Source organism: Capnocytophaga leadbetteri (genome assembly GCF_003054025.1).
GTDB classification, from domain to species: domain Bacteria; phylum Bacteroidota; class Bacteroidia; order Flavobacteriales; family Flavobacteriaceae; genus Capnocytophaga; species Capnocytophaga leadbetteri.
Window position 1 is genome coordinate 1 of sequence record NZ_QBKG01000002.1, and the last position, 14,560, is coordinate 14,560.

Consider the following 14,560-nt stretch of genomic DNA (forward strand, 5'->3'; position numbering starts at 1 on the left):
AATTATCAAAATATAACTCAGGCTCACACGAGATATTCTTGCGCTACGAGCTTGTTAAAACCTATAAGAAAATCGTATCACCTCGATTCTTCTAATTTATTTCATTGTTAACGTTATTAATATTAGATATGAAATTATTGAATATTACATTAGCATTTTTATGCACTACTTCATTATTTGCGCAGCACGAACGTGAGCTGCAAAAAGCTAATAATATGTACAAGAATTACGCATATGTTGATGCTATTAAAATTTACGAGAAAATAGCTGAAAAAGGCTACGTGAATCAGGAAATGCTCGAGAGTTTAGGTAACTCCTATTACTACAATGCAGAGTATAAGAATGCCTTGCGATGGTATGAACAACTTTTTGAAGAAGGAAAATATGATGTAAAAACTGAATACTATTATCGTTATGCACAAGCATTGAAATCAGTAGGTAGGTATGACGAATCAGATAAGATGATGAATAAGTTTGCAGAGTTGACAGGAAATACAGATACTCGTGCAGTATTATTTGAAGAAAATAAGGATTATCAAGAGGTTATTCACAGCAATTCAGGGAGGTTAGAGTTACATTCTGTATCTATCAATACTGAGTTTTCAGAATATGGCACAGCCCTATACGGAGATAAAATTGTATTTACAGCAGCTAATAGTGGTAAAACATCTAAAGGAGGAGTTTCTCAATGGACAGGAGAGAGCTATTATGATTTGTATATAGCTGATCGTGACAAACAAGCTCTTTCTAATAAGAAGTTTTTTTCAACTACTATTAATACACCTTTTAATGAGTCTACAGCAGTTTTTACCAAAGATGGTAATACGTTGTATTTTACTCGTAATAATTATGTAAACCGTAGAATAGGAACTAATGTTGAAAATACTATTTTGCTAAAGATACTTCGTGCTACTAAGGATAGTGATGGTCATTGGGGTAATGTGGTAGAACTCCCTTTCAATAGCAATAATTACAACGTAGCACATCCTGCTCTTAGCCCCGATGAGAAGTTTTTGTATTTTGCCTCTGATATGGAAGGTACATTAGGAGAATCAGATATTTTTAGGGTAGAAATACTTGGAGATAATGAATATAGCACTCCTGAAAACTTAGGTGATGTAATCAATACTTCGGGAAGAGAGTCTTTCCCTTTTGTGTCAAAAAATAATATATTGTACTATTCTTCTGATGGTATTCCAGGTTTAGGAGGATTAGATATTTTTGCTGTGAAATTCTACGAAAATGGTACCGTATCAAAACCTATTAATATAGGTATGCCAGGTAATAGTGCTGATGATGATTTTTGCTTTGTGATGGATAGTGATACAAAGGTTGGTTTCCTTAGTTCTAATCGTCCAGGAGGGAAAGGTAGAGATGATATCTATAGTTTTTATGAAGAAAAACCATTGGTATTTGACTGTGAAAAAATGATAAAAGGAGTGCTAAAAGACTCTGAAAAAAATGATGTAATAGCTGATGGGGTAATAGTCCTTTCTGATAAGACAATGAAAGAGGTAGCGCGCCAAAAAACAAAAGAAGATGGTTCGTTTGCCTTTGATAAAGTAGATTGTAAAGATCTTTACTACTATTTACGTGCTGAGATTGGTGACTATGTAACTACTGAAGTAAAAGTAGATTTAAATGTAGAAGGAGATGTATTCTATGAATTTATGATCAAACCACGCGAAATAGCTATTGATAAAGATGTTGATTTAGCTAAAGTATTGAATATCAAAGAAATTTACTTTGACTTCGATAAATCAGATATTAGACCTGATGCAGCTGTTGAGCTTGCTAAGATAGTAGAAGTAATGCGTGAAAATCCGAAGATGAAGATTGATATTCGTTCTCATACCGATAGCCGTGGTGATGACTCATATAACCTTCGACTTTCTGACCGCCGTGCTAAAGCTACCCTCGAATGGATGGTAAAACAAGGTATAGAACGCAAACGTTTGACGGCTAAAGGTTATGGAGAAACTCAATTAGTAAATGGTTGCTCTAACGGAGTGCCTTGTACAGATGAGGAACACCAAGCAAACCGTCGAAGTGAGTTCATAATCGTAAGCATGGACTAACCTCTAATAATGATACCCATTATTTTATAATAAAAACAAAGAGACTATCTAAAAAAGTTAATGAGTTTAACTTTTTCAGATAGTCTCTTTTTGAATAGTTACGAAAAAAATACTATCTTTGCAACGAAAAAAGTTGATTAGCTAATTAGCAAATTGAAAACCATATTAATACGTAAAACTGATGAAAGTATCGGAAGGAGAAATGACTTTTTTAGACCATTTGGAGGAGCTTCGGTGGCATATAATACGCTCAGCTGTAGCGGTATTAGTAGTAGCCGTGATTGCTTTTGTGTTTAAAGACTACATTTTTGCCCTTCTCTTTGCTCCAAAAAACGGAGATTTTTTTACTTATCAAATGTTTTGCAAAGTTGGTCATTGGTTTAATTTTGAGAGTGATTTTTGTGCAGAGCAGCTACCTTTTACTATTCAGAGTAGAACAATGGCAGGTCAGTTTTCGGCTCATATTTGGACATCAATTTGGACAGGAGTAATAGTTGCATTCCCTTATGTTCTCTATGAGGTATGGAGATTTATCAGTCCGGGGCTGTATGACAATGAACGGAAGTTAGCACGAGGCTTTATACTAATAGCTTCTATACTTTTTTTCATAGGAGTATTATTTGGTTATTACCTTATAACTCCATTGTCAGTTAATTTTTTAGGCTCATACTCAGTTAGTCCAGAGGTAAAAAACCAAATAGACATTGATTCGTACATCTCAGTAGTGCGTTCGTCAGTTATTTCGTGTGGCATAATATTTGAGCTTCCGATAGTTATCTATTTTCTGACAAAATTAGGGGTAGTAAATCCAGATTTTATGCGCAAATATCGCAAGCATGCCGTAATAGTAGTACTGATAATAGCTGCTGTCATTACCCCTCCCGATGTTACAAGTCAAATTATTGTATCGATTCCAATAATGTTGTTATACGAAGTGAGTATATTTATTTCGGCATACGTTTTAAAAAAAGAACAAAACAAGGTAACTTAATATTTTAATGGATTGTAATACCTACTTACAGCAATTACCCAACGTGAAAACGTTGAAACAGCTTTGCAAAGGAAAAGCTGTGTTAGACTGGATTATTTGTGGTCACGAGTATGAGGTATATCATACGTACTACAAAGCAAATGAAGAAGAGTATGATGGCTATGAAGCCCAATGGGGGCATGGCTTTGAAGATGAAGATGGCTCTTCACTTTCTTTCTACTTTGTCGATAAGGCGTGCATAATAGTACCTTCATCGAGTGCTGAAGATAGTAAAGGAGGTGATAATCACGATTTAGAAAGGAAACTTCCTAAAGTCTTTTTGCCTTATTATCGCAAGAATTTTGCAGAGAGTGATATTCCGTTTGTTATTTATTCGTTAGATGGTGAAACTTGGCATTGTATAGAGAATTTTGCTGTAGAGGAGCATATTGATAAGTTTGACAAAATCACTACTAACCCTGCTGTATATAAAGAGTGGGCGAAAGCTTACTTAGGAGAAGAGGCTTATCTACAAGAAACGATGTCTGAACAAACAATTTCAGATATTTACGCAGGTAAAGTACTTACTGAAGAGATGGTGTACAGCCTTGTGACTGAGGTGTATGATTGGGTAGATTTAGAGACAGAACTCAACGAAATACCTTATCGCTTTTCGTTTTAATATATGAAATTAATAGTAAATAATATTATCAAAATCTATAAAGGTAGGAAGGTAGTGAAAGGGGTTTCGCTAGAAGTAAATCAAGGTGAAATCGTTGGGCTACTAGGGCCTAATGGGGCAGGTAAAACTACGTCATTCTATATGATAGTAGGGCTTATCAAACCCAATGGGGGTACTATCTTTTTAGATAATACAGAGATTACTCATTACCCGATGTACAAGCGTGCCCAAAGTGGAATAGGCTATTTGGCGCAAGAGGCTTCGGTATTCAGAAAATTGAGTATAGAAGACAATATCAAAAGCGTATTGCAACTCACAAAGCTCTCAAAAGCTGAGCAACAACGCAAAACAGATGAGCTGATAGATGAATTTAGCTTGGGGCATATCCGAAAAAACCGAGGAGATTTGCTCTCAGGGGGTGAACGGCGCCGTACAGAGATAGCTCGTGCCTTAGCTACTAGTCCGAAGTTTATCCTGCTTGATGAGCCTTTTGCAGGAGTAGACCCTATAGCAGTGGAGGATATTCAGCGTATAGTGGCACAACTCAAAGATAAGAATATAGGTATTCTCATCACAGACCACAACGTACAGGAAACTCTTGCTATTACTGACCGCACTTACCTGATGTTTGAAGGAGGGATTCTTAAATCTGGAGTGCCAGAGGAATTGGCAGCTGATGAGATGGTGAGGAAGGTATATCTTGGAAGGAATTTTGAATTGAGAAGAAAGAAAATATTGGAAGATTAGCCAATTGGCAAATGAATAAAGAATTAAAAACTATAATATAATGAAAAATTTAGTAGATCGTTTTATTAAGTACATAAAAATAGATTCTCAGTCAGACCCTGAGAGTATAACAACTCCTAGTACTAAAAAACAATGGAATATGGCAAACTTATTGGTAGAAGAACTGAAAGCCATTGGTTTGCAAGATGTGACTGTAGATGAGAATGCCTATGTAATGGCTACCTTACCATCAAATGTAGACTATGAGGTTCCTACTATTGGTTTTATCTCTCACTTCGATACTTCACCTGATTTTTCAGGAGAGAATGTAAATCCACACTTTGTAGAAAATTATGATGGGGGCGATATTGTACTTAACAAGGAACAAAATATAGTGTTATCACCTTCTTATTTTGAAGATTTATTGCTCTACAAAGGCAATACTATTATCACAACCGATGGTACTACCCTTTTAGGAGCTGATGATAAGGCGGGGATTGCCGAAATTGTGACCGCTATGGAATACCTTGTTCACCACCCAGAAATCAAGCACGGCAAGATACGCGTAGGTTTTACTCCGGATGAGGAAATAGGACGAGGAGCGCATAAATTTGATGTTAAGAAATTTGCGGCTGACTGGGCATATACGATGGACGGTGGACAAATAGGCGAACTTGAATACGAGAGTTTTAATGCTGCAGGAGCTAAGATTCACTTCAAAGGGAAAAACGTTCATCCAGGAACTGCTAAAAACAAGATGATTAACTCAATGCTTGTTGCCAATCAGTTTATTAATGCGCTTCCTGCTGACGAGATACCTGCTCGCACTGAAGGTCGTGAGGGTTTTTATCACATTACTGATATTTCTGGAGATGTAGAAAATACAGTAGTACAACTTATTATCCGCGACCACGATCGTGATATTTTTAATAAGCGCAAAGCTTTAGTACAGCAAATAGTAGATGATCTTAACAAACAAATACCCAATGTAGCTGTAGCTGAAATAAAAGACCAATATTATAATATGGGTGAAAAAATTAAACCAGTGATGCATATTGTAGAAGTAGCTGAGCGCGCAATGAAGGAATTGGGTATCACACCTATTACAAAACCAATCCGTGGAGGTACTGATGGTTCACAACTTAGCTTTATGGGCTTGCCTTGTCCTAATATTTTTGCAGGAGGCCATAATTTTCACGGTAAATACGAGTTTGTACCTGTAGAAAACCTCGAGAAAGCTACTGAAGTGATTATTCGCATTGCTGAATTAGTAGCAAAAAAATAATCAGTTATTAGTCGTTAGTACTTAGTCTTTAGCTATTAAGTACTAACGATTAATTTCTAACAACTAAAAACTATAAAAAATGCCAACAATATCACATAGAGCACAAATATTACCCCAATCACCTATCAGGAAATTGACTCCTTATGCTGAAAAAGCGTCTAAGGAGGGAAAGACCATTTACCACCTTAATATTGGTCAGCCAGATATTAAAACTCCTGAAATAGCTATTCAAGCTGTAAAAGATTTTAGTCCTACAGTGCTTGAATATACTAAGAGTGAGGGGATTAATTCACTGAGAGAAAAGGTAGTAGAGTATTATAAAAAACACGATATAAAGGTAGATAGTAGTGATATTATTATTACTTGTGGAGGCTCTGAAGCCCTTACTTATGTAATCGCTACAGTAGCTAATGCTGATGATGAGATTATCATTCCAGAGCCTTATTATGCAAATTATATCAGTTTTTCAGAAGCTTTTGATGCAGTATGTGTGCCTATAACCTCTTCTTTTGATAATAATTTTGCTCTCCCGCCGATTGAGGAGTTTGAGAAAAAAATCACACCTAAGACTAAAGCTTTCTTGATTTGTAATCCAGGAAATCCTACAGGCTATTTGTATTCTAAAGAAGAAATTTTGCAGTTAGCTGCAATAGCTAAAAAATACGATATTTTCCTCATTTTTGATGAAGTGTATCGTGAATTTGTATATGATGGAGCACAGCATTTTTCTATTATGCAAGTGCCTGATATTGAGCAAAACGCTATAATGATAGATTCTGTGTCAAAACGTTTTAGTATGTGTGGAGCACGTATAGGATGGGTAGTCTCTAAAAACAAAGAGGTAATGAAATCTATTCTAAAGTTTGCTCAAGCACGTCTTTCACCTCCTACTTATTCTCAAATAGGAGCAGAAAAGGCTTTTGATGTACCAGAAACTTATTTTGAAGAAGTGCTGAAAGAGTATACTCAGCGCAGAAATGTACTAATAGATGCTCTACAAAAGATAGAAGGAGTACGTGTGTCGATGCCTAAGGGAGCTTTTTACTGTATAGCTGAGTTGCCAGTAGAGAATGCTGAAGATTTTTGTATATGGCTTTTAGACCAATTTTCTGTAGATAATGAAACAGTAATGTTAGCTCCAGCAGAGGGTTTTTATGCTACTCCAGGTTTAGGACGCAATCAGGTGCGTATAGCTTATGTGCTTGAAAAAGAAAAAATAGAGAGAGCGGTAGAAATACTAAAAAAAGGATTAGAGTGCTATAAAAAGCGATAGACCGAATGCAAAATATGAAATGTAAGGGCGAGAAGAAAAAGTTAATTAATAGTTAATTAGAGAGTTAGCAAGAATATAGAAAAAAAACAGCAATAAAATTGCTTTTATTTGAAAAATAATTCGTACCTTTGATGCGAAAAATAAAAAGATAAATGTCAGTAAAGAAAATAGCAGTATTAACATCAGGAGGCGATGCTCCTGGTATGAACGCAGCCATTAGAGCAGTGGTGCGTACGTGTGCCTATCACAATATAGGCGTAGTAGGTGTATATCGCGGCTATCAAGGAATGATAGAAGGCGACTTTAAAGAAATGAATGCGCGTAGTGTACGCGATATTATCAATAGAGGAGGAACTATACTAAAATCAGCTCGCTCAAAAGATTTTAGAACTCCTGAAGGACGAAAAGTAGCTTATGAAAATCTAAAAGCTGCAGGAGTAGATTCATTAGTAGTTATCGGCGGAGACGGTTCATTTACGGGGGCGCTTTTGTTTAACCAAGAGTATGGATTTCCTGTGATAGGTATACCAGGGACTATAGATAATGATATCTATGGTACTGACTTTACTCTAGGCTATGATACCGCCCTCAACACTGTTATTGAAGCTATCGATAAGATTAGAGATACTGCAAGCTCTCATAATCGTCTCTTCTTTATAGAAGTAATGGGGCGTGATGCAGGGCATATAGCTCTTAATTCTGGTATCGGAGCTGGGGCTGAAGAGATATTAATACCAGAGGAGAATATAGGGCTTAAAAAACTGCTTAGCTCATTAGAGAAAAGTAGAAGTACTGGTAAGACCTCGAGTTTAGTAGTAGTTGCAGAGGGAGATAAAATCGGTAAAAACGTATTTGAACTAAAAGAGTACGTAGAGCAACATCACCCTGACTATGATGTACGTGTGTCTGTGTTAGGACATATGCAAAGAGGAGGTTCTCCTTCTTGTTTCGACCGTGTGTTGGCAAGCCGAATGGGAGTGAAAGCAGTAGAGTCACTTTTAGAAGGAAAATCAAACTATATGGTGGGTATCCGCAGTACTAAAATGGAGCTTACTCCTCTTGAAAAAGCTATCAAAGGAAGTTCTAAAATCAATACAGAACTTCTTCGTGTAGCGGAAATAATGGCTACATAGTTTTTTGAGAGGTAAAATATTTATAGAAATAAAATAATAAGTTAATTAAATTAAAAGAGAATTAATATGTCAGTAAAAATTGGAATTAATGGATTTGGACGTATTGGACGTCTTGTATTCCGTGCCGCTTATGAGAGAGCCGATGTAGAAATCGTTGGTATTAACGACCTTTTGGATGTTGATTACATCGCTTACCTTTTGAAATATGATTCAGTTCACGGAACTTTCAAAGGAGACGTGAAAGTAGAAAATGGACATTTAGTAGTAGACGGGAAAGTAGTACGTATTACTGCAGAAAAAGATCCTAACAATCTTAAATGGAACGAAGTAGGTGCAGATGTAGTAGCTGAATGTACCGGTATTTTCACTACTTTAGAAAAAGCTCAAGCACACATCAATGCAGGTGCTAAAAAAGTAGTTATTTCAGCTCCTTCAGCAGATGCTCCTATGTTCGTAATGGGTGTTAACCACAAATCAGTAAAACCTACTGATACTATTGTGTCTAACGCTTCTTGTACAACTAACTGTTTGGCTCCTATTGCTAAAGTATTAAATGATAACTTTGGTATTGAAGAAGCTTTAATGACTACTGTTCACGCTACTACAGCTACTCAATTAACAGTAGATGGTCCTTCTAAAAAAGACTGGAGAGGAGGACGTTCTGCACTTTGCAATATTATTCCTTCAAGTACAGGAGCAGCAAAAGCTGTAGGAAAAGTAATTCCAGAACTTAATGGTAAACTTACAGGTATGGCATTCCGCGTGCCTACTGCAGACGTATCAGTAGTTGATTTGACTTTCCGTACTAAGAAAGCTACAACTCTTGAAGATATCAATGCTGCTATGAAAAAAGCTTCAGAAGGAGAACTAAAAGGTATCCTTGGATATACTGAAGACTTAGTAGTATCTCAAGATTTCGTAGGATGCAAGAATACATCTATTTTTGATGCCAAAGCAGGTATAGGCTTAAGCTCAAACTTCTTTAAAGTAGTTTCTTGGTATGACAATGAAACAGGTTACTCTAACAAATTGGTAGATTTGGCACAACACGTAGCTAAATTATAATTAACGAAAGGTGAAGTACTTTGGTTAGTACTTCACCTTTATTTTTTACTATTAATAACATAATAAAACCGAAATAATATGATTTTAATTGTTGATAGTGGAGCAACTAAGGCAGATTGGACAGCTTTAAACAGCAAAGGAGAAAAGGTATTTTTTACTCAAACATTAGGGCTTAATCCTGAGGTTTTAACTGAAGAGATACTTGTAGAGCGTATTACAACTAACTACCAACTATTTGAAAATAGAAATAGTGTAAGTGAAATCTATTTTTATGGGGCAGGTTGTGGTACAGAACGCATTCGCTATTTTGTAGAACGCAGTTTGGCAACTATCTTTAAAAACGCTAAAATAGATGTAAAGGAAGATACTTATGCGGCTGTATTTGCAACAACTAATCCAAGTGAAAAAGCTATAGTTTGTATATTAGGTACAGGTTCTAACTGTTCTTTCTGGAATGGTAAGGAGCTTTACCAAGCAGTAGACTCATTGGGTTATATCTTGATGGATGAATCAAGTGGGAATTTTTATGGCAAACGCTTGATAATAGATTACTACTTTAAGAAGATGCCAGCTGACCTTGTACAAAAGTTCGAAAGTCAGTATGAGTTGGGCTCTGATGTAGTGAAAAACCACCTTTATAAGATGCCAAACCCTAATAGCTATTTGGCTACTTTTGCAAAATTTATAGTGGAAAATAAAAATCACGAGTATTGCCGTACCATAGTGAAGAAAGGAATGCAACTATTCGTAGACCACTGGATTTCACAATATGAAGAACGTTATGAAGTGCCTATTAACTTCGTAGGTAGTATCGCTTTCTTCCTTCAAGATATTTTGGAAGAAGTATTAGCAGAAAACAAACTTAAGTTGGGAACTGTATTGAGGAAACCTATTGATGGCTTAGTAGCATTTCACGTAAATAACTACTTCAAATAGAGAGATAAAGAAGATAAAAATAAAAAGAGTCTATCATTTGTAATGATAGACTTTTTTTATTTTTAGAATAATCCGTAGAGAAGTGCGTCTATTTTGTTGATGATGTCGCCTAAATCTTCGGGGTTATCAACGAAATTGATATCATCAACTTCTATGATGAGGAGTTTGCCTTTGTTGTATTGTTTTATCCATTGTTCGTAGCGCTGGTTTAGTCGGTTTAGGTAGTCAATGGAGATGGAGTTTTCGTACTCTCTGCCACGTTTTTGGATTTGTTTTACCAGATTGGGAATAGAACTTCTTAGATATATAAGAAGGTCAGGAGGAGAGATAAGTCGCTCCATAAGAGCAAATAACGAACGATAATTATCGAAATCGCGGGTACTCATTAGTCCCATTTCGTGTAGGTTGGGGGCAAAGATATGAGCATCTTCATATATGGTGCGGTCTTGTATAATATCGTTGCCTTTTTCGTGAAAGTCTAATATTTGTCGAAATCTACTGTTGAGGAAGTAGATTTGTAGGTTGAAACTCCAACGCTCCATTTGATGGTAAAAATCATCTAAATAGGGGTTGTCGACAACATCTTCGAAATGAGCTTCCCACTGGTAGTGCTTAGCCAGAAGGGCGGTAAGGGTGGTTTTGCCAGCTCCGATATTTCCTGCTATAGCTATGTGCATTTTTTCTGTTATTTTTTGTCGTTATTTTCGCGCAAACAACGAATCATAGAGGTGTTTTTGATTTCTTGGATAACAAAAGAACTTTGTATGTTTGCGATGATTTCTAATTTTGATATTTTATGTACTACGAAAGTCTGGTATTCTTCCATATCATTAAGCACCAACTTCAGTAGGAAATCATAAGCACCCGCCATATAAGAGGCTTCTAATACTTCGTCTAAGGTGCTTATATAGTTTTCAAACTCTTCAAATAGTTCGCCGTTATGCCTAAGTAGTTTTACTTGGCAGTAAGCTACTAATTTTTTGCCTAATGCTTTGGGGTTTACGACAGCTACATATTTTTGAATAATCCCCATTTGTTCTAACTTTTTCACCCGCTCGTGTACTGGGGTGATAGAGAGTTTCACCTTTTCAGCTAATTGTTTGATAGACTGCTCGCTATCTTGCTGGAGTTCGTCTAATAATTGTAAATCAGTTTGATCTAATACGTACATATTCAACTTAAATTATTGCGGTAAAGGTAAAAAATATTTTTGATATAGAGGGTGTAAATAGAATTTTTTTTGTTGTTTTTACTTAAAGTGTTAATAATCACTATTATAGAAATATTAGTTTTATTTATTGTTGCTCAATTCGTTTAATTATTGTAGTTTTGCAGCAATTATCATTGGTTAGCGAATTAGTTAATCATTGTTCGCTTATCCTTCGCTTATCCTTCGCTCATTGTTCGCTCATCGTTCGGTGAAAGTAAGAGGTGTAAAGCGTATGAAAATATAATAGTAGAAAATATTTAATATAGTAATAAAATGAATGAAATAGATTACAAGTTTGTACATAAAGATTTTAGAATTAATGGTTTTCCGATAGACAGAAATCGCCTTATTATATTGGCAGTGGCTTATGTGAAAGATGGTCTTCCTTATCGTAAGTCGGTAGGACGTTTTTTATTAGATTGGTTGGATGACCGTGATTATGTAGAGGCTACCACTTCTGGTTCGACAGGTATTCCTAAGCAAATAAAGCTAAAGAAACAAAGTATGGTAAATTCGGCTCTTGCTACGGGTGATTATTTGAAACTTTCGCCTAAAAATAGGGCTTTACTATGTTTGCCAGCTGACTTTATTGCAGGTAAGATGATGATTATCCGCTCTATTATTCTGGGGCTACATCTTGATATTATCAGACCTTCGTCTATGCCACTTTCGCTTACGAGCAAGAATTACGATTTCTGTGCGATGATTCCGCTACAGGCTTCGAAATCATTAGTGGATTTGCCACGTGTGAAGAAGGTTATCTTGGGAGGGGCTTCGATAGATGGAGAATTGGAGGCTAAGCTACAAACTATTTCAACAGAAGTGTATTCGTCATATGGAATGACGGAAACCATTTCGCATATAGCGATGCGCAAGGTGAACCATACAGAAGTACATCAGAATACATATAAGGCATTGCCTAATGTGACATTTACGCAAGATGAGCGCCACTGTTTGGTGATTGATGCTCCTTTGATAGCTGACCACCCTGTAGTCACAAACGATATAGTGAACCTTATATCGCGCACTGAATTTGAATGGGTAGGACGCTTTGATAATATTATCAATTCGGGAGGCTTTAAGGTGTTCCCTGAAAGTGTGGAAAGAAAGATAAAGAAATATATCAAAGGGGATTACTTCATCACTAAAGAGGCTGACGAAGAGTTAGGACAACGCGCTGTGCTGTATGTGCAGGGTGATGAGAAGGATTATCCTACGCTTTCGCACGATATTTATATGGATAAGGATATGCTGAAGTATGAAGTGCCACGCCAGATTTACTTTGTACCTGAGTTTGTATATACTGATAATCAGAAGATAAGGCGTGATGAAACCGTAAAGAAATACAAACAATAACCTACTATGAAGCTGAAAAGGTTTATTCCTTATATATTGCCTTATAAGAAACAGGCATTGCTCAATATTTTTTTCAATGTACTCTATTCGCTTTTTAGTGCGCTGTCGTTTATAGCACTTATTCCGATGCTGGATGTGCTTTTTGGCAAGAATAAGCCCATAAGTGAGCCCCCTGTATATTCAGGGAGTTTGATGGACTTAGGCGGCTATGGCAAAGCATATCTGAACTATCAAGTAGGAAAAATGGCGGGAGAGGATACTATATGGGCGTTGGCTATTGTTATCGCCTTGGTTATCTCGCTTTTTTTGCTGAAGAATATGTTTAGCTATTTGGCATCGCTGTTCATTACCTATTTGCGCAATGGGGTGCTACGCGACCTGCGAGACAGCCTTTACAAAAAAATAATAAGTCAGCCGGTAGCCTTTTTTTCAGACCAGCGCAAGGGCGATATTATTTCGCGAATGGTAGGAGATGTGAATGAGGTACAGTACTCTTTGCTTTCGGGATTAGAGGCGTACGTACGCGAACCGCTGACGATACTTTTTTCGATAATAGTGATGTTGGGCATCAGTGTGAAGCTGACTGTTTTCACCTTTGTATTTATACCGATAGCAGCTGCGGTGATTTCGAAGATAGGGAAATCACTAAAAAAGAACTCGATAGCTGTACAGCAAGAGCAGGGGCGGTTTCTTTCGCTTATAGAGGAGACGATAGGAGGCTTGCGCGTGATAAAGGCTTTTACGGCAGAGCGTATTTTTACTCAGCGCTTTAGTCAGTCGAGTGAGCACTTTATGAAGATGAGCAATAAGGTGATGAACCGTCAGAACTTAGGGTCGCCGATGAGCGAGTTTCTCGGTATACTGATGATAGCGATATTGCTTTGGTTTGGAGGTTCGCTGGTGTTGCTTGACAAGACTTTAGAAGGTACGCAGTTTATTGCTTTTATGGGCTTGGCTTATAATATTTTAACTCCCGCTAAGGCTATCAGCAAGGCTTCGTATGATATGAAAAGAGGAAATGCCGCGGCTGAGCGTATATTGGAGATACTAGATTACGACAACCCGATAAAGGAAAAAGAACAGCCTGTGGTGATGCAAGATTTTACTGCGGCTATTCGTTTTGATAAGGTAACTTTTAGATATGAAGAGGCTAATGTGCTGACTAACTTCACATTGGAAGTGCCTAAGGGCAAGACAGTGGCTTTGGTAGGGCAGTCGGGGAGTGGAAAGAGTACCGTGGCAAACCTTATCACTCGTTTTTATGATGTGAATGAGGGGCAGGTGCTGATAGATGGGGTAGATGTGCGTGATATGCAGACGGATTCGCTACGCCACCTGATAGGTGTGGTATCGCAGGATTCGATTCTTTTTAACGATACCATTAAGAATAACTTGCTGATAGGTAAGCCTTCGGCAACAGATGAGGAGATTATAGCCGCTACCAAAATAGCAAATGCCTATGAGTTTATACAAGACCTCCCTGATGGGTTGGATACAAATATAGGGGATGCCGGTAGTAAGCTAAGTGGGGGACAAAAGCAGCGCCTGAGTATAGCGAGGGCGGTGCTGAAAAATCCGCCTATAATGGTGCTTGACGAAGCGACTTCGGCATTGGATACTGAGAGTGAACGCTTGGTGCAAGTTGCTTTGGAGAATATGATGAAGAACCGCACTTCGGTAGTGATAGCCCACCGCCTTTCTACCATACAAAATGCTGACCATATAGTGGTGATGCAAAAGGGACAGATAGTGGAGCAGGGCACCCATACGGAACTACTGCAAAAGCAGGGAATGTATAAGAAGTTAGTGGAGATGCAGTCGTTTGAGTAATTAGCAAATTAGTAGA

Annotated in this window: 13 protein-coding genes; 11 read left to right on the forward strand and 2 right to left on the reverse strand. The window is 37.2% G+C overall.

Annotated elements, in window-relative coordinates; genetic code table 11:
• Window positions 1-128 precede the first annotated feature (128 nt).
• From C8P65_RS02885 to C8P65_RS02925, 9 genes are all read left to right on the forward strand, one after another.
• On the forward strand, window positions 129-2,078 hold the full coding sequence (locus tag C8P65_RS02885; RefSeq protein WP_107781180.1) for an OmpA family protein: 1,950 nt from the start codon (window positions 129-131) through the stop codon (window positions 2,076-2,078).
• A 181-nt stretch (window positions 2,079-2,259) separates the two neighbouring features.
• Window positions 2,260-3,069, forward strand: a complete 810-nt coding sequence (gene tatC / locus C8P65_RS02890; RefSeq protein ID WP_095913184.1) for a twin-arginine translocase subunit TatC — start codon at window positions 2,260-2,262, stop codon at window positions 3,067-3,069.
• A gap of 7 nt (window positions 3,070-3,076) precedes the next feature.
• Complete coding sequence (locus C8P65_RS02895; protein ID WP_107781182.1) at window positions 3,077-3,730, forward strand: hypothetical protein; 654 nt, start codon at window positions 3,077-3,079, stop codon at window positions 3,728-3,730.
• A 3-nt stretch (window positions 3,731-3,733) separates the two neighbouring features.
• Window positions 3,734-4,477 carry an LPS export ABC transporter ATP-binding protein gene (gene lptB, locus C8P65_RS02900; RefSeq protein WP_009391145.1) on the forward strand — a complete coding sequence of 248 codons (744 nt, stop codon included), beginning with the start codon at window positions 3,734-3,736 and terminating at the stop codon, window positions 4,475-4,477.
• Window positions 4,478-4,517: 40 nt separating this feature from the next.
• Window positions 4,518-5,741 carry a peptidase T gene (gene pepT, locus C8P65_RS02905; protein ID WP_107781184.1) on the forward strand — a complete coding sequence of 408 codons (1,224 nt, stop codon included), beginning with the start codon at window positions 4,518-4,520 and terminating at the stop codon, window positions 5,739-5,741.
• A 79-nt stretch (window positions 5,742-5,820) separates the two neighbouring features.
• A complete protein-coding gene (locus C8P65_RS02910; RefSeq protein WP_107781186.1) occupies window positions 5,821-7,014 on the forward strand; it encodes a pyridoxal phosphate-dependent aminotransferase in 1,194 nt (397 codons plus the stop codon).
• 152 nt (window positions 7,015-7,166) lie between these two features.
• On the forward strand, window positions 7,167-8,147 hold the full coding sequence (gene pfkA, locus C8P65_RS02915; RefSeq protein ID WP_009391151.1) for a 6-phosphofructokinase: 981 nt from the start codon (window positions 7,167-7,169) through the stop codon (window positions 8,145-8,147).
• A gap of 66 nt (window positions 8,148-8,213) precedes the next feature.
• A complete protein-coding gene (gap, locus tag C8P65_RS02920; RefSeq protein ID WP_009391153.1) occupies window positions 8,214-9,212 on the forward strand; it encodes a type I glyceraldehyde-3-phosphate dehydrogenase in 999 nt (332 codons plus the stop codon).
• A 78-nt stretch (window positions 9,213-9,290) separates the two neighbouring features.
• Window positions 9,291-10,148, forward strand: coding sequence for a hypothetical protein (locus C8P65_RS02925; protein ID WP_009391155.1), 858 nt, complete (start codon window positions 9,291-9,293; stop codon window positions 10,146-10,148).
• A 62-nt stretch (window positions 10,149-10,210) separates the two neighbouring features.
• On the opposite strand, the gene C8P65_RS02930 is transcribed toward C8P65_RS02925, so the two are convergent.
• Window positions 10,211-10,825, reverse strand: coding sequence for a deoxynucleoside kinase (locus C8P65_RS02930; RefSeq protein WP_009391156.1), 615 nt, complete (start codon window positions 10,823-10,825; stop codon window positions 10,211-10,213).
• Between the two features lie 8 nt (window positions 10,826-10,833).
• Window positions 10,834-11,319 carry an Lrp/AsnC family transcriptional regulator gene (locus C8P65_RS02935; RefSeq protein ID WP_095913178.1) on the reverse strand — a complete coding sequence of 162 codons (486 nt, stop codon included), beginning with the start codon at window positions 11,317-11,319 and terminating at the stop codon, window positions 10,834-10,836.
• Window positions 11,320-11,631: 312 nt separating this feature from the next.
• Here C8P65_RS02935 and C8P65_RS02940 point away from each other — a divergent pair, with 312 nt between their 5' ends.
• Both C8P65_RS02940 and C8P65_RS02945 read left to right on the forward strand, forming a co-directional pair.
• Window positions 11,632-12,714: an AMP-binding protein gene (locus C8P65_RS02940; RefSeq protein WP_107781188.1), complete on the forward strand. Its 1,083-nt coding sequence runs from the start codon at window positions 11,632-11,634 to the stop codon at window positions 12,712-12,714.
• A gap of 6 nt (window positions 12,715-12,720) precedes the next feature.
• Window positions 12,721-14,544: an ABC transporter ATP-binding protein gene (locus C8P65_RS02945; RefSeq protein WP_107781190.1), complete on the forward strand. Its 1,824-nt coding sequence runs from the start codon at window positions 12,721-12,723 to the stop codon at window positions 14,542-14,544.
• Window positions 14,545-14,560 lie beyond the last annotated feature (16 nt).